Below are 19,453 nucleotides of genomic sequence, written 5' to 3'. Positions count from 1 at the left end.
CTCATCCTCGCAGCTTTGCCTTGCATGATTGCTCCAACGCAGCTAGCGCTTCTCGTACACAACGGTCCGCGTCGTCGTCGGTAAGCGTGCGTGAAGCGTCCTGTAAAATCAAGCCCATAGCGAGACTTTTTCGGCCCGCTTCGACTCCCTTGCCGCTGTAACGGTCGAACAGGCGCAATTCCTTCAGCCGTTCGCCCAGCGTGTGGCGAACCGCCTGCTCGATCTGTGACCAGCTGACCGTTTCCGGCAGATCCACCGCGATGTCGCGACGCACCGCGGGGAACCGAGGCACCGCCTGTGCCCGCGGCAGGCGGCGCGCCAGCAGCGGCGCCAGGGCCAGCTCCAGCACGTGCACGTCGGCGGCCAAGTCCAGCGCCTTGGCCAGCTGCGGGTGCAGCGCACCGAGATAGCCCACAGTCGCGCCATCGCGCACTACCCGCGCGCCACGCCCCGGGTGCAGCCAGCCCGGCAGGCCATCGGCATGCACCGACCAGCACTGCGGCTCGCCGCCCCAGGCGATCAAGGCATCCAGATCACCCTTGAGGTCATGGAAATCCAGCATCCGCGCCGGTTCGCCCCACTGCTCGGCACGGGCATTGCCGCAGGCGACAATGGCTAGGCTTGGCGTTTCCAACGGGGGATCGCCTTCAACAAACACGCGCGCGACCTCGAACAGGCGCACCCGCTCCTGCTGACGTGCACGGTTGTGGCGCAGCGCCTCGATCAGCCCTGGCAGCAGCGAAGGCCGCATCACTGCCAGATCGGCCGACAACGGATTGGCCAGCGGCACCAGGCGCTCGGTGAAGCCCCAGTTCGCCAGCAGGTCGGCCGCCACGAAGGACAGATTCACCGCCTCGTAGTAGCCGCGCGCGGCCAGCTGCTCGCGCAGCGCCAGCTCGCCGATGCGCGCCTCCGGCTCGATCGCCAGGGTCAGCGCGCCGGCGGGCGTCGCGGTGGGGATGTTGTCGTAACCGAAGATCCGCGCGACTTCCTCGATCAGGTCTTCCTCACGCTCGATGTCGAAGCGGCTGCTCGGCGCGGTGACCTGCCAGCCGTCGCTCGTTGTTGCCACCTGCATGCCCAGCGCGGTGAAGATACGCGCCACTTCGACATCCGCCACGTACACGCCGAGCACGCGCTTCAGGCGTGCACGGCGCAAGGTCACCGCCGCCGGCATCGGCAGGTCGGCCAGGTTCTCCGCCACCAGCACCGGCCCGGCCTTGCCGCCGGCGATCGCCAGCAGCAGTTCGGTGGCGCGCTCCAGCGCGCGGCGCGGCAGCTGCGGATCGACGCCGCGCTCGAAGCGGTGCGAGGCATCGGTGTGCAGGCCGAGCTTGCGTGCGCGGCCCATGATCGCGGCCGGCGCGAAGTGCGCGGATTCCAGGAAGATGTTGTGCGTGGCGTCGGTGACGCGCGAGTCGAAGCCGCCCATCACGCCGGCGACTGCGAGCGGTTTCTTCTCGTCAGCGATCAGCACGAAGCCGTCATCCAGTTTCGCCTCGCTGCCGTCGAGCAGCTTCAGCGTCTCGCCGGCACGCGCGTGGCGCACCACGAGGTCGCCCTCGAGCGCGTCGTTGTCGAACGCATGCAGCGGCTGGCCCAGTTCGAGCATCACGTAGTTGGTGACGTCGACCACCGCGCTGATCGGGCGCAAGCCGGCGCGGCGCAGGCGTTCGGCCAGCCACAGCGGCGTGCGTGCGGCCGGATCGATGCCCTCGACGATGCGGCCGAGATAGCGCGGCGCGTCCTTGCCGGCTTCCAGCCGGATGCCGCGACGTGCGGCGCCGGTGACCGGCGCTGCCGCCTGTACCGGCACCTTCACGGTGCTGCCGAACAACGCGGCCACGTCGTGCGCGAGCCCGACGAGGCCGAGGCAGTCGGGCCGGTTCGGGGTGAGCTTCAGCTCGAAGCTGGCGTCGGGCAGACCGAGGTAATCGGCCAGCGACTGGCCGACCGGCGCGTCCAGCGGCAGTTCCAGCAAGCCGGACGCATCGGCGTCGATACCCAGCTCCTTCGCCGAGCACAACATGCCGAACGACTCGATGCCCCGCAGTTTCGCCGCCTTGATGGAAATGTCACCGGGCAGCTTCGCACCGACCATCGCCAGCGGCACCTTGATGCCGACGCGCGCGTTTGGTGCGCCGCAGACGATCTGCAGCGGTTCGCCCGGCCCCGCGTTCACCTGGCATACCTGCAGCCGATCCGCTTCCGGGTGCTTTTCGGCAGCGATGATCTCGGCCACCACCACGCCGGCCAAGTCGTCGCCCAGCGGCGTGAGCTCTTCCACTTCCAGCCCGGCCATGGTCAGCGCATGGGCCAGTTCGGCGCGGTCCGCCTTGATCTCGACCAGCTCGCGCAGCCAGTTCTCGGAGAATTTCATGTGTCGTGTTCCTGCTGGCGCGGTTAGGCGAACTGCTTGAGGAAACGCAGATCGTTCTCGAAGAACGCGCGCAGGTCGGAAACGCCGTAGCGCAGCATGGCGAAGCGTTCCACGCCAAGGCCGAAGGCGAAACCGGTGTAGCGCTCCGGGTCGATGCCACAGTTCTTCAGCACGTTCGGATGGACCATGCCGCAGCCCAGCACTTCCAGCCAGCGGGTGGAGCCGTCCTCGGCATCCCAGCGGATGTCCACTTCGGCCGAGGGCTCGGTGAACGGGAAATAGCTGGGGCGGAAGCGCATCTCGAAATCACGCTCGAAGAACGCGCGGATGAACTCGGCCAGAGTGCCCTTCAGGTCGGCGAAGCTGGAGGTCTCGTCGACCAGCAGCCCTTCGATCTGGTGGAACATCGGTGAGTGGGTCTGGTCCGAATCGCTGCGGTAGACCTTGCCCGGCGCGATGATGCGGATCGGCGGCTGGCGCCCGGCCATGCTGCGGATCTGCACCGGCGAGGTGTGCGTGCGCAGCAGGCGGCCGTCACCGAAGTAGAAGGTGTCGTGCATGGCGCGCGCCGGATGATGCGGCGGGAAGTTCAGCGCCTCGAAGTTGTGCCAGTCGTCTTCGATCTCCGGGCCGTCGGCGCGCTGGTAGCCGAGCCGCGCGAAGATCGACGCGATGCGTTCCAGCGCACGGGTGATCGGATGAACGCCGCCACGCTCGCCATCGCGTCCCGGCAAGCTGATGTCGAGTTTCTCGGAGGCGAGGCGGCGGTCAAGTTCGACCTGTTCCAGTGTCAGCTTGCGTGTCGCCAGCGCATCGGCAAGGCGCTCTTTCACGCGGTTCACTTCGGCACCGCGCGCCTTGCGCCCATCCGGCGCCAGTGCGCCGAGCGTCTTCAGTGCAGCGGTGACGATGCCATTCTTGCCCAGCAGTCCGACGCGCAGCGCATCGAGCGCCTCCAGCGTGTCGGCCTTGTCGATATCGGCCAGCGCCTGCGCGGCGCGGCTGTCCAGGTCGTCCATCGATACGATTCCCACTTGAGGACCCCACAGAAACGAAAACGGGGAGGAGGCGTTGGCCTCCTCCCCGCTTGCTTTACATCATATCGCGCTGACGCAGGAGCGTCCGACGATCAAGCGGCCAGACTGGCCTTCGCTTTCTCGGCGATCACTTCAAACGCCTTGATGTCGTGCACGGCGATATCAGCGAGGACCTTGCGGTCGACGGTGATGCCAGCCTTGCTCAGGCCGTTGATCAGACGGCTGTAGGACAAGCCGAACATGCGTGCGGCGGCGTTGATGCGGACGATCCACAACGCACGGAACTGGCGCTTGCGCTGCTTGCGGCCGATATATGCGTACTGGCCGGCCTTGATGACGGCCTGGTTGGCAACGCGGAAGACCTTGCGGCGGGCGTTGTAGTAGCCCTTGGCACGGCCGATGATTTTCTTGTGGCGACGACGGGCGGTAACGCCACGCTTTACACGAGCCATGGTTTATCTCCTCGTCCTACAAGTACGGCAGCATGCGGGCCACACCCGGGGCGTCACACGCCTTGAGGTGGTTCTTGGAGCGCAAGCCGCGCTTCAGCTTGGTCGATTTCTTGGTCAGGATATGTGACCGGAAAGCGTGACCGCACTTGATTTTGCCCGACGCGGTCTTGCGAAAACGCTTCGCAGCCGCCCGGTTGGTCTTGATCTTGGGCATGGGAATGCTCCTTGTATGGGGACTCGCCCTGCGCGGGCAGCCCCGGTTTCTGACTGATCTGGCGGTGGCCCGGGGCCACTCTTTCCGTCCTGCCATGATCGGTGCACGACCCATCCAGGCGGGTCGAGCCGGCGATTATACGGAGTTCATGGCGCTGATGCCAGTAGGAGCGCACCCCGCGCGCGATGGCTCCTGGATTGAAGCCCCGGAGCAATCGCGCACAGGGTGCGCTCCTACACAACACGACACCCGAAGGTGTCGTGGCGGCTTATTTCTTCTTGGGTCCGATCATCATGACCATCTGACGCCCTTCCAGCCGCGGGAACGATTCGACCTGACCGTTCTCGCCGACGTCTTCCTGGATCTTCTTGGCCAGGTTCTGGCCCAGGTCCTGGTGCGACATCTCGCGGCCGCGGAAGCGGATAGTGACCTTGACCTTGTCGCCCTCTTCCAGGAAGCGAAGCATGTTGCGCAGCTTGATCTGGTAGTCGCCCACGTCCGTGACCGGACGGAACTTCACTTCCTTGATCTCGACCTGCTTCTGCTTCTTCTTGGCGGCCTGCGCCTTCTTCTGGGCTTCGAACTTGAACTTGCCGTAATCCATGATGCGGCAGACCGGCGGGTCGCCGTTCGGCTGGATCTCGACCAGATCCATGCCTGCTTCCTGCGCCAGGCTCAGCGCCTCGTCACGACTGAGAATGCCCAGCTGTTCCGAGTCCGCGCCAATCACGCGCACGCGCGGCACGCGGATTTCCAGGTTACGACGATTGCCCTTGTTGTCGGTGGTAGCGATACCACGATCCTCCAGAAGAAGTAATGAGACAGACCGCCCGGCGCTCAGCGCCGGATTTCGGTCTCCAGTCGTTCGACGAAGCTGGCCAGCGGCATGCTGCCCAGGTCCTCGCCGGAACGGGTACGCACAGAAACGGCACCCGTTTCCCTCTCGCGATCACCGATCACGAGAAGATAAGGCACTTTCTGCATCGTATGTTCGCGGATTTTATAGCCGACTTTCTCGTTGCGCAAATCCGATTGTACCCGGAAACCTTTGTCGACAAGGGCTTGCGTCACTTCGCGAACGTAATCGGCCTGCGCATCGGTGATATTGAGCACCATCGCCTGCACCGGGGCCAGCCAGGCCGGCAACAGGCCGGCGTGGTGCTCGATCAGGATGCCGATGAAACGCTCCATGGAGCCGACAATGGCCCGGTGCAGCATCACCGGATGCTGTTTCTGCGAGTGTTCGTCCACGTATTCGGCGCCCAGGCGCTCGGGCATCATGAAATCGACCTGCATGGTGCCGACCTGCCAGGCGCGACCGATCGAGTCCTTCAGGTGGTACTCGATCTTGGGCGCGTAGAACGCACCCTCGCCGGGCAACTCCTCCCACTCCACGCCAGCAGCGCGCAGCGCGCGGCGCAGCATTTCCTCGGTGCGATCCCAGAATTCGTCGGAACCGATGCGCTTGTCCGGTCGCAGCGCCAGCTTGATCGCCAGGTCGGTGAAGCCGAAGTCCGCATACACCTTCATCGCCTGCCGATGAAACGCGGTGACTTCCTCCTCGACCTGCTCCGGCGTGCAGAAGATGTGGCCGTCGTCCTGGGTGAACGCACGCACGCGCATGATGCCGTGCAGCGCACCGGACGGCTCGTTGCGGTGGCAGCCGCCGAATTCGCCGTAGCGGATCGGCAGCTCGCGGTAGCTGCGCAGGCCGGTGTTGAACACCTGCACGTGGCCCGGGCAGTTCATCGGCTTCAGCGCGAAGGTGTGCTTCTCCGACTCGGTGAAGAACATGTTCTCGGCGTAGTTGTCCCAGTGCCCGGACTTCTTCCACAACGACACGTCCAGCACCATCGGGCAGCGCACTTCCTGGTAGCCGCTCTTCTTGTAGACGCCGCGCATGTACTGCTCGACCTGCTGCCAGATCGCCCAGCCGTTCGGATGCCAGAACACCATACCGGGGCTTTCTTCCTGCTGGTGGAACAGGTCGAGCTGCTTGCCGATCTTGCGGTGATCGCGCTTCTCGGCCTCTTCCAGCTGGTACAGCCAAGCCTTCAGATCCTTGTCGCTGAGCCAGGCGGTGCCGTAGATGCGGCTGAGCATCGCGTTGTTCGAATCGCCGCGCCAGTACGCGCCGGCCACCTTCATCAGCTTGAAGGAATGCAGCTTGCCGGTGTTCGGCACGTGTGGACCGCGGCACAGATCGGTGAACTCGCCCTGCGAGTACAGCGACAGATCTTCATTGGCTGGAATGCCCTCGATGATCTCGGCCTTGTAGCTCTCGCCCAGGCCGCGGAAGAACGCCACCGCCTCGTCGCGCGACTTCACGCTGCGCGTCACCGGCAGTTGCTCGTCGACGATCTTGTGCATCTCCGCCTCGATCTTCGGCAAGTCGTCCGGGGTGAACGGACGCTCATAGGCGAAGTCGTAGTAAAAGCCGTTCTCGATCACCGGGCCGATGGTGACCTGCGCGCCCGGGAACAGCCGCTGCACCGCCTGGCCCATCAGGTGCGCGGTGGAGTGGCGCAGGATTTCCAGCGCCTCGGGGCTCTTCTCGGTGACAATCTGCAGACTGGCATCGTGCTCGATCGGATAGCTGGCGTCGACCAGCTTGCCGTCGACTTTGCCAGCCAGCGTCGCCTTGGCCAGGCCGGCGCCAATCGAGGCGGCCACGTCCTGCACGGTAACGGGGTGGTCGAACGGCCTCTTGCTGCCGTCGGGTAGCGTGATTTCAATCATGGAAGCTTCTCTGGAAAAGCAAAAAAGGGCATGACGCCCTTTCTTTGTAAACGAAGGCGTGGTGGCGGTCAGTCGTGCAAGCGGATAGTTGCCATGTCGCACACTCGGCCGGCGCAAGCGCGGGCCACCTTGTCTTGTGGACGATATCGAGACGCTAGTTTAGCCCAGATTGCCTGTCAATCCTCACCCGACGCGGCCTTGCCGGCGCTACCCGGACGGTAGGATGCCGCCGATCTCCCGAAGGCACTCCATGCGCATTGGTGACCGGCGCCGCCGGCTTCATCGGCGCCGCCTTAGTGCAACGCCTGCTGGCGCGCGGCGACGTGGTCCATGGCTACGACAACTCGAACGCGCCGTACCGCGTCTGCAACCTCGGCAACAATCGGCCGGTGCAGCTGCCGCGCTTCATCGGACTGCTGGAGCAGAACTTCGGACGCACCACGGAAAAACGCCCGCTGCCGATGCAGCCGGGCGACGTACCCGACACCTGGGCCGACGTGTCGGCGCCGCGCCGCGACGTGGGCTACGCGCCGAACACCTCGATCGATGATGGCGTGGTGGCGCGTTTCGTCGAGTGGTACCGCGGCTACTACAACTGACTCAAAACGGCTTGGCGATCACCAGGAAGATCACGCCCAGCAACAGCAGCACCGGCAACTCGTTGAGCCAGCGTAGCGTGCGCGAGGACGGCAGCGCCCCTCCCTTCTCGCTGCGCTTGAGCATGCGCCCGGCCCAGATGAAGTAGGCCAGCAGCACGGCGACCAGGGTCAGCTTGGCGTCGATCCAGTGCGTGCCGGCGGTGACGTTCGGCAACGCTTGCGGAAATACCCGCCAGCCTTGCCACAGGGTCAATCCGAACAGGAACGCGATGCCAAACATGTTGTGGCCGAACTTGTACAGCCGTCGCCCCATCAACTGCAGTCGCACCAGCACCGTCGGCTCGTTCGCCGCCTCGGCCAGATTCACCAGGATACGCGGCAGGTAGAACACCGTGGCCATCCAAGCGATGACGAACAGCAGGTGCAGCGACTTGATCAACAGATAGGTCATGGCAAAAACACGTGGCCGCTGCGACGCGCAGCGGTCGCGATGATAGCGCGGAGATCGACGGTCAATCCCGCGCCGGCCCGATCCGTTCCAGCAGTGCATGCAGCAGGCGATCCTGCGTGGCCACATCGAGCGGCGCGTCGTGGCGATCGGTGAGCTGGAAGAAATCCTCCACGCGCTCGCCGAAGGTGGCGATGCGTGCGTCGTGCACGCGCACCCCGGTGGCCAGCATCACCTGCGCCACCGCGGCCAGCAGGCCGGGGCGGTCGGTGCCGACCAGGGCCAGCTGGGTGCGGTCGCCGGCGGCATGGAAGCTGATCTTCGGGGTCATCTGGAAGTGTTTCTGGTGGCGCGACATGCCGCGCTTGCTCGGCTGCACGCCGGCGGATTGCGCCAGCGCGCGCTGCAATCGCTGCTGCAGTTCCTCCGCACGAGCCGCGCTGACCGGCTGCTGGCTGTCCGCATCGAGCAGCAGGAAAGTGTCCAGCGCCATCCCGGTCGGCGAACTGAGGATGCGTGACTCCATCACCGAGAAGCGCAACCGGTCCAATACCGCGGTCACCGTGGCGAACAGGCCGTCGCGATCGGGCGTGTAGACGAACAGCTCGGTGCTGCCGCGCACCGACAGCGGATGCACCGCCACCAGCGGCAGCGTTCCCTGCGCGCGCAGGATCGCCGTGGTCTGCCAGGCGATCTGTTCGGGCCGATGACGCAGGAAGCTGAGTTGGGGAAAGTCGGCCCACACGCGCATCACGTCGGCTTCGGCATGGCCCTCGTTCAGCAGCAGCGCCAGCGCGTACTCGGAACATTCGCGCACGCGCACGCCGATGTCGCGCGGCAGCTCCACGTCGCTGCGCAAGGCATAGCGGGTGCTGGTGTACAAGTCGGCCAGCAAGCGGTCCTTCCAGCCATTCCACAGCCGCGGACTGGTGCCGATGATGTCTGCGATGGTCAGCAGGTACAGCTGGCCGAGCCGCTCGCGATTGCCGACGACTTCCGCAAACCGGTGCACCACGTCCGGGTCGGTGATGTCCTGGCGCTGCGCCGTGGTGCTCATCAGCAGGTGCCAGCGCACCAGCCAGGCCACCCGCTCGACATCGCCGGGCGGCAAGCCCAGTCGCGTGCAGAAGGCGCGCGCATCCTGCTCGCCCAGTACCGAGTGATCGCCGCCGCGGCCCTTCGCGATGTCGTGGAACAGTCCCGCCAGCAGCAGCACCTCGGGTACCGGCAGGCCCGCCCAGATTTCGCAACCCAGCGGAAACTCGCGCTGTGCCGCCGGGTCGGCAAAGCGGGCCATATTGCGCAGCACGCGCAAGGTGTGTTCGTCGACCGTGTAGACATGGAACAGGTCGTACTGCATGCGCCCGAACACCTGGCCGAACGCAGGCAGGATCGCCGCCAGCAGGCCGTGCCGGTTCATCCGCCACAGCGCCTCCACCGCCGGCGCACCACGCCGCAACAATTGCAGGAACGCCACCAGCACCTGCGGCTCGTCGGCCAGTGCATCGCCATGCACGGCGGTGGCCTGGTGGATGCGGCGCATGGTGTCGGCGCTGAAGCCGACCACGCCGGGCTGGTCCATGCGGGCGATGAAAATCTCCACCAGTGCCGCCGGCCGGCGCATGAACAGCTGCGGGTCGCGCGCCGCCAGACGCTTGCCGTAGCGGATGAAGTCGGTGCCCACGGGCACCGCCTCGCCGGGCAACTCCAGCATCTCCTCGAAGCGCTCGGCCACCTGCACGCCGAGCCGCTCGACCTGGCTGGCGGCGCGGTAATAGCCCTGCATGAACTGCTCGACGCCGAGGTTTTTCTCGTGCTCGTCCTCGAAGCCCAGCCGCGCGGCCAGCGCGCGCTGGTAGTCGAACAGCAGCCGTTCTTCGGCCCGGCCCGCCTCCAGGTGCAACGCGTAGCGGTAACGGCGCAGGACGGCCTCGGACTGCTCCAGCGCAGCTTGCTCGGCGGGATCGAGCAAACCCTCGACCACCATGTCGGGCAAGTCGTTTGCATGCGCCAGCCGCCGGCCCATCCAGCGCAGCGAATCGAGCGTGCGCAGGCCGCCGGGGCCATCCTTGAGGTTCGGTTCAAGGTTGTAGGCGGTGTCGTCGAAACGGGCATGCCGGGCATTGCGCTCGGCCAGTCGGGCGGCCAGGTATTCCTGCGGCGGCCACAGCGCCGGGTCCTCGACGATGGCCCGCAGCCGCGCGTCGAACGCCGGGTCGCCGACCAGCCGGTGCGCGTCCAGCAGGCTGGTAAATACGCTGGCGTCCTGCGCAGCCAGTGCGCGGCACTGCGCGGGATCGCGCACCGCATGACCGACCTTCAGGCCGACGTCCCACAGCGTGGCGAAAAATTGCTCCAGTGCGCGCAGGCGCGCCGGCTCCGGCGCCTGTACCAGGGCCAGCAGGTCCACGTCCGAGTATGGAAACAGCAGGCCACGGCCAAAGCCGCCAACCGCGAACAGCGCCGCTCCGGTCACGTCGCCCAGGCAGGCCATCCATACGTGCGCCACGATGCGCTCCACCGATTCGCCCCGGCGCCGCGCCAGCGCGCTGGCGTCGGCGCCATCGCGAAACGCGGTGGCCAGCGCGCGGTCGACGTCGCCCAGCAACTGCCGCAAGGCCTGACGTGCCTCGATGGAGACACCCGAACGCGGCACCGCCACCGGCAGTCGCGGCAACGGCGGCAAGGCGATGGTATGCAGGGCGTCCACAATACGTCCTCAGTGCGGGGCCGCGGTTATGCAAAGCGGCTAACGATTACGGCCCTTCGATTCCGCTTCGCTACGCTCAGAGCCCGCCCCGGACTCGATCCGGGGATGAACGGCTCAAACAACCGTTCATCCTGAGCGCAGGCCCGAAAGGGCCGAAGTCGACGAGCCCACCTACCCCGCGTCAGGCCAGGGCGTGAGGATCTCGAAACCGTCGTCGGTCACCACCAGCGTGTGCTCCCATTGCGCCGACAGCGAGTGGTCCTTGGTCACCACGGTCCAGCCATCCGGCAGCTGGCGGGTCTGCGGTTTGCCGGCATTGATCATCGGCTCGACGGTGAAGGTCATGCCCTTCTTCAGCTCGATGCCGGTGCCGGGCTTGCCGTAGTGCAGCACCTGTGGCTCGTCGTGATAGACCTTGCCGATGCCGTGGCCGCAGTACTCGCGCACCACCGAGAAACCGGCCGCCTCGGCATGCTGCTGGATCGCATGGCCGACGTCGCCCAGGGTAGCGCCGGGACGCACCGCCTGGATGCCGCGCATCATCGCCTCGAAGGTGGTGTCGACCAGCCGCCTGGCCAGCACCGACGGCGTGCCGGCGATGTACATGCGGCTGGTATCGCCGTGCCAGCCGTCCTTGATCACGGTGACATCGAGGTTGACGATGTCGCCGTCCTTGAGCACCTTGCCCTCGTTCGGAATGCCGTGGCAAATCACATGGTTGACCGAAGTGCACAGGGTCTTGGGAAAGCCGTGATAGCCGACGTTGGCGGGGATTGCCTTCTGCACGTTGACGATGTGCTCGTAGGCGCGCCGATCCAGCTCCTCGGTGGTGACGCCGGGCTTGACGTACTCCTTGAGCATCGCCAGCACTTCGGCCGCCAGCTTGCCGGCGACGCGCATGCCTTCGAGGTCTTCAGGGGATTTCAGGGTTATGGCCATGTATTCCACTCATATGGCGGCAGAAGTCCTTGAAATCCAGCAACTTGCCGCGCCGCCGGCGTACCGGCTACAATTTCGGAGTTTTGCAGGGCTGACGTATCCGTTTCGTGGTCGGCCGGCGCAAAGCGAACCGGGATTGTAACCCGCAGCGGTACAACACCCAAACCAACGCCACACACGTATCGGCACCGCCTTCGGGGTGCTGCGGCACGCCCACCAAAAATTCGGGCCAGTCGCGGTCGAAGCCGGGGATGCGTGGAGGTCCCAACCCCCAGGCCTTTCAAAGGCCCATGCAAGGAGTTACACCCATGGCACAAGTCACCATGCGTCAGATGCTCGAAGCCGGCGTCCATTTCGGTCACCAGACCCGTTACTGGAACCCCAAGATGGCCCCATACATCTTCGGCGCGCGCGGCAAGATCCACATCATCAATCTCGAAAAGACCCTGCCGCTGTTCACCGACGCGATGAATTTCCTGTCGGCGCTGGCGCAGAAGCGCGGCACCATCCTGTTCGTCGGCACCAAGCGTTCGGCCCGCGAGCCGTTGGCCGAAGAGGCTGCACGCGCCGGCATGCCGTTCGTCACGTCGCGCTGGCTCGGCGGCATGTTGACCAACTTCCGCACCGTGAAGCAGTCCGTGTCGCGCCTGAAGGAGCTGGAAGCGGCCGAGACCGATGGCAGCTTCGAGAAGCTGGTCAAGCACGAAGTGCTGGCCCGTCGCCGCGAGCGCGACAAGCTGCAGGCTTCGCTCGGCGGCATCAAGGACATGAACCGTCTGCCCGACGCACTGTTCGTGATCGACATCGGCCACGAAGACATCGCCGTGCAGGAAGCCAAGAAGTTGGGCATCCCGGTGATTGCCGTGGTCGACACCAACTACAACCCGGAACTGGTCGACTACGCGATCCCGGGCAATGACGACGCGATCCGCGCGATCCAGCTGTACGCCCGCGCTGCCGCCGACTCGATCCTCGAAGGCAAGGCTGCCGCGCCGGCCGCCGCCCAGGGCGACGCGAACGACTTCGTCGAACTGGACGAGGAAGGCAACCCGGTCGCCAAGATCGATCGCAAGCCGGCCCCGCGCCGTGACGCTGCCCCGCGCAAGAGCGCCCCGCGCCGCGACGGCGGCCGTGACGCCGGTCGTGGTCCGCGCAACGACGGCGCGCCTGCCGCCAAGTAAGCGCGACGACGGCGGTTCACCACCGCCGTCACATCCGCACGCGATAACCGCGCCGTGGCATTCAACTGCCACGGCGCATCCAAGCATTAGAGGACTACCGATGAGCAATATTTCCGCCCAACTGGTCAAGGAGCTGCGCGAGCGGTCCGGCGCCGGCATGATGGAATGCAAGAAGGCGCTGGTGGAGAACAACGGCGACATCGACACCGCGATGGAATGGCTGCGCAAGTCCGGCCTGGCCAAGGCTGACAAGAAGGCCAGCCGCGTCGCCGCCGAAGGCCGCATCGTGACCGCCCAGGCCGCCGGCAAGGCCGTGCTGGTCGAGATCAACTGCGAAACCGACTTCGTCGCCAAGGACGCCAGCTTCCTGAAGTTCAGCGACACCGTCGCCGACGTCGCACTGAACTCTGGCGCCGCCGACATCGACGCGCTGAAGGCTGCCGCCTATCCGGGCGCCGCCAACGTGGAAGAAGCCGCCAAGACGCTGATCGTCAGCATCGGCGAGAAGATCGACGTGCGCCGCCTGGCCCGCGTCGAGAGCAACGGCGTGATCGGCAGCTACATCCACGGTGGCCGCATCGGCGTGCTGGTCGCGCTCAAGGGCGGTTCCGAGGAACTGGCCAAGGGCATCGCGATGCACGTGGCGGCGATGAACCCTGCGCACATCCGTGCCGAGGACGTGCCGGCCGACTTCCTGGCCAAGGAAAAAGAGATCGCGCTGAGCCTGATGTCCGACAAGGAAAAGGCCAAGCCGGCCGAGATCCTGGAGAAGATCATCGCCGGCAAGATCCACAAGATCGTGTCCGAAGTGACCCTGCTCGGCCAGCCCTACGTGCTGGATACCAACGTGACGGTGGCCGAGGCGCTGAAGAAGGAAGGCGCCGACGTCGTCTCGGTGGCCCGTCTGGCCGTCGGCGAAGGCATCGAGAAGGTGGAAGAGGATTTCGCCGCCGAAGTGATGAAGCAGGCCGGGCTGAGGTAACAGTCGTCCTTGACTGGCAGACCGGCCATCCATGGCCGGACTGTTTAGAAAGAGCAATTCTTGGCCGGCCTGTTCAGAAAAGGCAGCGCGTCGAATCAAGGGCCGCGGGAAACCGCGGCTCTTTTCGTTTCCGCGGTTGCCGGGAGCCTGGCGGCATGCCCCGGTTTCTCACTCCTCTTCACTCACTCCGCGTTACCGGCCCCCTGCTCTCCGCTACAATGTGCCGGTTTGCCCCACACAATCCGGAGAATCCATGAGCGACCAGCCCAAGTACCGCCGCATCCTGCTCAAGCTCTCCGGTGAGGCCCTGATGGGCGAGGCCGATTACGGCATCGACCCGAAGGTGATCGGCCGGCTCGCCGACGAGATCATCGAGGTGCAGAGGGCCGGCGTGCAGATCGGCATCGTGATCGGCGGCGGCAACATCTTCCGCGGCGCCGGCCTCGCCGCCGCCGGCATGGACCGGGTCACCGGCGATCACATGGGCATGCTGGCCACCGTGATGAATGCGCTGGCGATGCAGGACGCGATCGAGAAACGCGGCGGCTTCGTGCGCGTGACCAGCGCAATCCAGATCCACGACGTGGCCGAGGACTACATCCGCCGCCGCGCGATCCGCCACATCGAGAAGGGCCGCATCGTGCTGTTCGCCGCCGGCACCGGCAACCCGTTCTTCACCACCGATTCGGCCGCCGCGCTGCGCGCGGTGGAGATCGGCGCCGACCTGCTGCTGAAGGCGACCAAGGTCGACGGCGTGTACACCGCCGACCCGGCCAAGCACGCCGACGCCACCCGCTATGACCGCCTCGGCTACGACGACGTGATCGAGCGCAAGCTGGCCGTGATGGATACTGCCGCGATCGCGCTGTGTCGCGACCAGCAGATGCCGCTGCGCATCTACGACATGACCGCGCCCGGGAATCTGATGCGGATCATGCGCGGCGAGTCGATCGGCACCCTGGTCGACGGCGGCTGACCGCGCCGCAGCAAGCCCCGTTGCTCGTCACTGCTATAATCGAATGTTGCCAGATTCACCGGGAAGCGCCACATGCTCAACGACATCAAGAACGACGCCCAGACCCGCATGGGCAAGAGCATCGAATCACTCAAGCACGACCTCACCCGCATCCGTACCGGCCGCGCCAGCACGGCGCTGGTGGACGGCATCAAGGTGTCCTACTACGGCTCGGACATGCCGCTGACCCAGGTCGCCTCGGTGTCGCTGTCCGACGCGCGCACGATCCTCATCACGCCGTGGGAAAAGAACATGGTGGCGCCGATCGAGAAGGCGCTGATGGCCTCCGACCTGGGCATCACGCCGACCACCGCCGGCACCGTGATCCGCCTGAACATGCCCGCGCTTACCGAGGAGCGCCGCAAGGAGCTGGCCAAGCATGTCGGCCACGAGGGCGAGAACGCCAAGATCGCGATCCGCAACGTGCGCCGCGACGCCCTGCAGCAGGTCAAGGACCTGCTCAAGGAAAAGCTCATTACCGAGGACGACGACCGCCGCATCGACGACGAGATCCAGAAGCTCACCGATCGCGCAGTGAAGGATGTCGACGCCGTGGTCAAGGCGAAGGAAGAGGAGTTGATGGCGCTCTGAGCGCCATCACATCCGCCATGCCCGGCGCCGAGGCCGCCAAGGTTCCGCGCCACATCGCCATCGTGATGGACGGCAACGGCCGCTGGGCCAAGGCCCGTCATCGACCGCGCAGCTTCGGCCACAACGCCGGTCGCAAGGCCGTGCGCGAAGTGATCGAAGCGTGCCTGCGCGAAGGCGTGCAGGCGTTGACCCTGTTCGCGTTCTCCAGTGAGAACTGGCAGCGCCCGCAGGACGAAGTCGGCGCGCTGATGGGTCTGTTCGTGCGCGCGCTGGACAAGGAAGTGGACGAACTGCATGGCCACGGCGTGCGCCTGCGCTTCATCGGCGATCTGGCTGCATTCGACGAGTCGTTGCGTGAGCGCATGCAGGCCGCGATGGCCCGCACCGCCGGCAACAACAAGCTGCAGGTGAACATCGCGGTGAGCTACGGCGGCCGCTGGGATATCGTGCAGGCCAGCCGCCAGGCCGCCGCCGCGGTGGCGCGTGGCGAGCTGCGCGCGGACGAGATCGACGAAGCCCGACTGGGCCAGTGGATGAGCCTGGCCGAACTGCCGCCGCTGGACCTGTTCATCCGCACCGGCGGCGAATGCCGCATCAGCAACTTCCTGCTGTGGCAGGTCGCGTACGCCGAACTGTACTTCACCGACACCTTGTGGCCCGATTTTGACCAGGCCTGCCTGCGTCGGGCCATCGAAGACTATGCCCGCCGGGAGCGCCGTTACGGTCGTACCAGCGAGCAGGTCGCCACCGCTCCGTAGAGGATTTCCATGCTGCTTCAGCGCATTCTCACCGCCCTGGTGCTCGCGCCGCTGGCGATCCTGATCATCCTGCTGCCGCCGACCGGCATCTTCGCGATCATCGTTGCACTGGCGTTCCTGGCAGCCTGGTGGGAATGGGCCGAGCTGAGTGGTCTGAACAGCCGCTCATGGCGCGCCGTCCTGCTTGTCGTGGCGGCGGCCGTGTTCGCCTTGCTGTGGCGCGCCCATGCCACGATGCTGACCCCGCTGCTGCTGGCGGCCGGCGTAGCCTGGTGGCTGCTGGCCTGCCTGTGGCTGCGCCATTTCGCGTTCGCCGCGGCGCCGACCCGCGAGAATCTCGCGCTGAAGCTGCTCGCCGGCGCGTTCGTGATCTTCCCGACCTGGGTCGCCCTGGTCAGCATCCACGCCCGCGGGCCGCACGGTCATTGGTGGACCTTGCTGGCGCTGGTGATCGTGTGGGCGTCCGACATCGGCGCGTATTTCAGCGGCCGTACATTCGGCAAGCGCAAGCTGGCGCCGCAGATCAGCCCCGGCAAAACCTGGGCCGGCGCGTACGGCGCGATGGTGGCTGGCGTGCTGGTCGCCGAGGCCGGCGGCTGGCTGCTCGGTGTGCGCGGTGCCGCGCTGGTGGCACTGGCGCTGCTGGCCGCGGTGACGGTGGCGGTGTCGATCGTCGGCGACCTGATCGAGAGCCTGATGAAACGGCATGCCCAGGTGAAGGATTCGGGCTCCATTTTCCCCGGCCATGGCGGCCTGATGGACCGGCTGGACAGCGTGTTCGCCGCGCTGCCGGTGTTCGCCGCCGGCCTTTTGCTGCTGGACATTTAGAAGATGCGCAACGTCGCTGTCCTCGGCGCCACCGGTTCGATCGGCGGCAATACGCTTGATGTCATCGCACGTCATCCGGAGCGCTTTCGCGCCAGCGTGCTGACGGCACATCGCCAGGTCGAGGCGCTGGTGGCCCTGTGCGTGCAGCATCGGCCGGACCTGGCGGTGATCGCCGACCCGGCACTGGAAGCGGACCTGTCGCGCCGGTTGACTGCCGCCGGCGTGCGCTGCGAAGTAGCCAGCGGCCACGCCGCGCTGACCGCGGCCGCCAGCGGCAACCTGTGCGACACCGTGGTCGCCGCCATCGTCGGCGCCGCCGGGCTGGAATCCACGCTGGCCGCCGCGCGCGCCGGCAAGCGCCTGCTGCTGGCGAACAAGGAATCCATCGTGATGGCCGGCCCGCTGTTGCTGGAAGCGGTCGCGGCCGGTGGCGGCGCGCTGATCCCGGTCGACTCCGAACACAACGCGATCTTCCAGTGCCTGCCGGGCGGCCGCCCCGACCTGCGCCGCAGCGGCGTGCGTCGCTTGGTCCTGACCGCTTCCGGCGGTCCGTTTCGCGGCCGTACGCGCGCCGAGCTGGCCAGCATCACGCCGGACCAGGCCTGCAAGCATCCGAACTGGGTGATGGGCCGCAAGATCTCGGTCGACTCGGCCACGCTGATGAACAAGGGCCTGGAGGTGATCGAGGCACATCACCTGTTCGACGCGCCGGCCGCGGCGATCGACGTGGTGGTGCATCCGCAGAGCCTGGTGCATTCGATGGTCGAGTACGTCGACGGCTCGGTGCTGGCCCAGTTGGGCAACCCGGACATGCGCACCGCGATCGCGCACGCGCTGGCATGGCCGGAGCGGGTCGAATCCGGCGTACCGTCGCTGGACCTCGCCGCCTGCGCTCCGCTGCAGTTCGAGCCACCGGACCTGATTACCTTCCGTTGCTTGGCGCTGGCATTCCAGGCCCTGCGCGCCGGCGGCGATGCCCCGGCCGTGCTGAACGCCGCCAACGAGGTGGCAGTGGAAGCCTTCCTGGCCGGCGCGCTGCCGTTCCTGTCGATCGCCGACGTGGTCGAGGCCGTGCTTGCGGAACTGCCGGCGCAAGCCGTGGTCGATGTTGAAACCCTTTGTGAACGCGACCGCACGGCCCGGGAGGCGGCGCGGCGCGTTCTGCGCAATGCTTGCTGATATTCTTGCTTCGATGACTTTTCGCCACGGTACTTGATGACTTCCTTCTTCGGCTCGGTGTTCTGGTTGCTGGTCACGCTCGGCGTGCTGGTGACCTTCCATGAATTCGGCCACTACTGGGTCGCGCGCCGGTGTGGGGTCAAGGTGCTGCGCTTCTCGGTCGGCTTCGGCAACGCGATCTGGAAACGCATCGGCCGCGACGGCACCGAGTACCAGATCGCCGCGATCCCGCTGGGCGGCTACGTCAAGATGCTGGACGTGCGCGAGGGCGAGGTCGACCCTGCCCTGCGCGAACAGGAATTCACCGGCAAGTCGGTGTGGAAACGCATCGCCATCGTCGCCGCCGGGCCGGGTTTCAACCTGATCTTCACCATCGTCGCGTTCTGGCTGATGTTCATGCTGGGCCGCCCGGACGTAGCGCCGGTGGTGACCGCGACGCCGCAGAGCCTCGCCGCCAGCGCCGGCATCCAGCCGGGCGACCGCATCCTCAGCATCGACGGCCGCGCCGTCACCACCTGGACCGATTCGATGGACGTCGTGGCCAACGCCCTGCTCGGGCGCGCGCCGCTGCCGCTCACCGTGCGCGGCCAGGATGGGCGCTCGCGCGAACTGGTGCTGCCGCTGGACGAGTTGCCGCCGGGCCAGGACGTGGGCCAGTACCTGGGCAAGCTCGGCCTGAAGCTGGCGCCGCCGCCGGCAATCGCCGCCACCGTGATGCCCGGCCAGCCGGCCGCGCTGGCCGGTATGCAGGGCGGCGACCGCATCGTCAGCGTCAACGGCCAGCCGGTGAGCAACTTCGTCGCGTTCGGCAAGCTGGTGCAGGCCGAAGCCGTCAAGTCCCCCAGACTGGCGATCGGCGTCGAGCGTGCAGGCCAGCCGCAGCAACTCGACGTCACCGCCAAGTGGGAGTCACTGGAAGGCCAGCCGCAGAAGTGGGTGATGGGCGTCGGCGCCCCGCCGGCCGAAACGGCCACCGTGAGTTACGGCCCGGTCAAGGCACTGGTCGCTTCGTTCAGCACCACCTGGCGCAACACCACGCAGACCTTCAGCATGCTCGGCAAGATGCTGACCGGCGAAGCCTCGACCCGGAACCTGTCCGGCGTCATCGGCATCGCCGAAGTGGCGAATGCCTCGGCCAGCATGGGCCTGCCCTGGTTCCTGCAGTTCCTGGCGCTGGTGTCGCTGAGCCTGGCGATCCTCAACCTGCTGCCGATCCCGGTCCTGGATGGCGGACACCTGCTGTATTATCTTGTGGAGTTGATCAAAGGCAGCCCGGTCAGCGAACAGGCGATGATTGTCGGCCAGTACATCGGTCTGGCGTTGCTGTTCACCCTGATGGGGCTGGCGTTCTACAACGACATCCACCGCATGCTGCTGTCGTGACACCGATGTCCGGTGACT

The 19,453-nt window shown here is 66.3% G+C and carries 18 protein-coding genes; 9 read left to right on the top strand and 9 right to left on the bottom strand.

The features are described from left to right. Position 1: 1 nt before the first annotated feature. The 6 genes from pheT to thrS all read right to left on the bottom strand — a co-directional run bounded on the left by pheT (position 2) and on the right by thrS (position 6,822). Positions 2–2,380 (bottom strand): phenylalanine--tRNA ligase subunit beta, encoded by a 2,379-nt coding sequence (pheT, locus tag ABD024_RS05055; RefSeq protein WP_343850297.1) that lies wholly within the window; start codon positions 2,378–2,380, stop codon positions 2–4. A 23-nt stretch (positions 2,381–2,403) separates the two neighbouring features. After that, positions 2,404–3,399: a phenylalanine--tRNA ligase subunit alpha gene (gene pheS, locus ABD024_RS05050; RefSeq protein WP_343850295.1), complete on the bottom strand. Its 996-nt coding sequence runs from the start codon at positions 3,397–3,399 to the stop codon at positions 2,404–2,406. Positions 3,400–3,509: 110 nt separating this feature from the next. Next, complete coding sequence (rplT, locus tag ABD024_RS05045; RefSeq protein WP_056386711.1) at positions 3,510–3,869, bottom strand: 50S ribosomal protein L20; 360 nt, start codon at positions 3,867–3,869, stop codon at positions 3,510–3,512. A 16-nt stretch (positions 3,870–3,885) separates the two neighbouring features. Then, on the bottom strand, positions 3,886–4,083 hold the full coding sequence (gene rpmI, locus ABD024_RS05040; RefSeq protein ID WP_056386713.1) for a 50S ribosomal protein L35: 198 nt from the start codon (positions 4,081–4,083) through the stop codon (positions 3,886–3,888). A gap of 268 nt (positions 4,084–4,351) precedes the next feature. Next, positions 4,352–4,876, bottom strand: a complete 525-nt coding sequence (gene infC, locus ABD024_RS05035) for a translation initiation factor IF-3 (RefSeq protein ID WP_343854508.1) — start codon at positions 4,874–4,876, stop codon at positions 4,352–4,354. A gap of 44 nt (positions 4,877–4,920) precedes the next feature. Next, on the bottom strand, positions 4,921–6,822 hold the full coding sequence (thrS, locus tag ABD024_RS05030) for a threonine--tRNA ligase (protein WP_343850292.1): 1,902 nt from the start codon (positions 6,820–6,822) through the stop codon (positions 4,921–4,923). A 260-nt stretch (positions 6,823–7,082) separates the two neighbouring features. On the opposite strand from thrS, the gene ABD024_RS05025 reads away from it, so the two are divergent. After that, on the top strand, positions 7,083–7,421 hold the full coding sequence (locus tag ABD024_RS05025) for an NAD-dependent epimerase/dehydratase family protein (protein ID WP_425543120.1): 339 nt from the start codon (positions 7,083–7,085) through the stop codon (positions 7,419–7,421). A gap of 1 nt (position 7,422) precedes the next feature. On the opposite strand, the gene ABD024_RS05020 is transcribed toward ABD024_RS05025, so the two are convergent. The 3 genes from ABD024_RS05020 to map form a co-directional block, all read right to left on the bottom strand. Next, positions 7,423–7,872 carry a CopD family protein gene (locus ABD024_RS05020; protein ID WP_343850290.1) on the bottom strand — a complete coding sequence of 150 codons (450 nt, stop codon included), beginning with the start codon at positions 7,870–7,872 and terminating at the stop codon, positions 7,423–7,425. A gap of 61 nt (positions 7,873–7,933) precedes the next feature. Then, positions 7,934–10,579: a [protein-PII] uridylyltransferase gene (gene glnD, locus ABD024_RS05015; protein ID WP_343850288.1), complete on the bottom strand. Its 2,646-nt coding sequence runs from the start codon at positions 10,577–10,579 to the stop codon at positions 7,934–7,936. 171 nt (positions 10,580–10,750) lie between these two features. Continuing rightward, positions 10,751–11,518 (bottom strand): type I methionyl aminopeptidase, encoded by a 768-nt coding sequence (gene map, locus ABD024_RS05010; protein ID WP_343850286.1) that lies wholly within the window; start codon positions 11,516–11,518, stop codon positions 10,751–10,753. A 308-nt stretch (positions 11,519–11,826) separates the two neighbouring features. Between map and rpsB the strand changes: the two genes are divergently transcribed. From rpsB to rseP, 8 genes are all read left to right on the top strand, one after another. Next, positions 11,827–12,699, top strand: a complete 873-nt coding sequence (gene rpsB, locus ABD024_RS05005; RefSeq protein ID WP_343850284.1) for a 30S ribosomal protein S2 — start codon at positions 11,827–11,829, stop codon at positions 12,697–12,699. A 100-nt stretch (positions 12,700–12,799) separates the two neighbouring features. After that, the gene (gene tsf, locus ABD024_RS05000) at positions 12,800–13,681 is read left to right on the top strand and encodes a translation elongation factor Ts (RefSeq protein WP_343850282.1); all 882 of its coding nucleotides are present in this window, start codon (positions 12,800–12,802) and stop codon (positions 13,679–13,681) included. 253 nt (positions 13,682–13,934) lie between these two features. Further along, positions 13,935–14,657, top strand: coding sequence for a UMP kinase (pyrH, locus tag ABD024_RS04995; RefSeq protein WP_343850280.1), 723 nt, complete (start codon positions 13,935–13,937; stop codon positions 14,655–14,657). Between the two features lie 72 nt (positions 14,658–14,729). Further along, the gene (frr, locus tag ABD024_RS04990) at positions 14,730–15,287 is read left to right on the top strand and encodes a ribosome recycling factor (protein ID WP_343850278.1); all 558 of its coding nucleotides are present in this window, start codon (positions 14,730–14,732) and stop codon (positions 15,285–15,287) included. A 17-nt stretch (positions 15,288–15,304) separates the two neighbouring features. Beyond that, on the top strand, positions 15,305–16,045 hold the full coding sequence (gene uppS, locus ABD024_RS04985) for a polyprenyl diphosphate synthase (RefSeq protein WP_343850276.1): 741 nt from the start codon (positions 15,305–15,307) through the stop codon (positions 16,043–16,045). A 9-nt stretch (positions 16,046–16,054) separates the two neighbouring features. Then, positions 16,055–16,873 carry a phosphatidate cytidylyltransferase gene (locus tag ABD024_RS04980; RefSeq protein ID WP_343850273.1) on the top strand — a complete coding sequence of 273 codons (819 nt, stop codon included), beginning with the start codon at positions 16,055–16,057 and terminating at the stop codon, positions 16,871–16,873. 3 nt (positions 16,874–16,876) lie between these two features. After that, positions 16,877–18,052, top strand: a complete 1,176-nt coding sequence (locus ABD024_RS04975; protein ID WP_343850271.1) for a 1-deoxy-D-xylulose-5-phosphate reductoisomerase — start codon at positions 16,877–16,879, stop codon at positions 18,050–18,052. 36 nt (positions 18,053–18,088) lie between these two features. Further along, entirely contained in the window at positions 18,089–19,435 is a 1,347-nt protein-coding gene (gene rseP / locus ABD024_RS04970) for an RIP metalloprotease RseP (protein WP_343850269.1), read from the top strand. Positions 19,436–19,453: the final 18 nt, after the last annotated feature.

Origin of the sequence: Rhodanobacter soli (genome assembly GCF_039523495.1) — a bacterium.
Lineage (GTDB): Bacteria > Pseudomonadota > Gammaproteobacteria > Xanthomonadales > Rhodanobacteraceae > Rhodanobacter > Rhodanobacter soli.
Note: the sequence above shows the minus strand (reverse complement) of the source record. Positions and strands in the feature narration are given on the sequence as shown.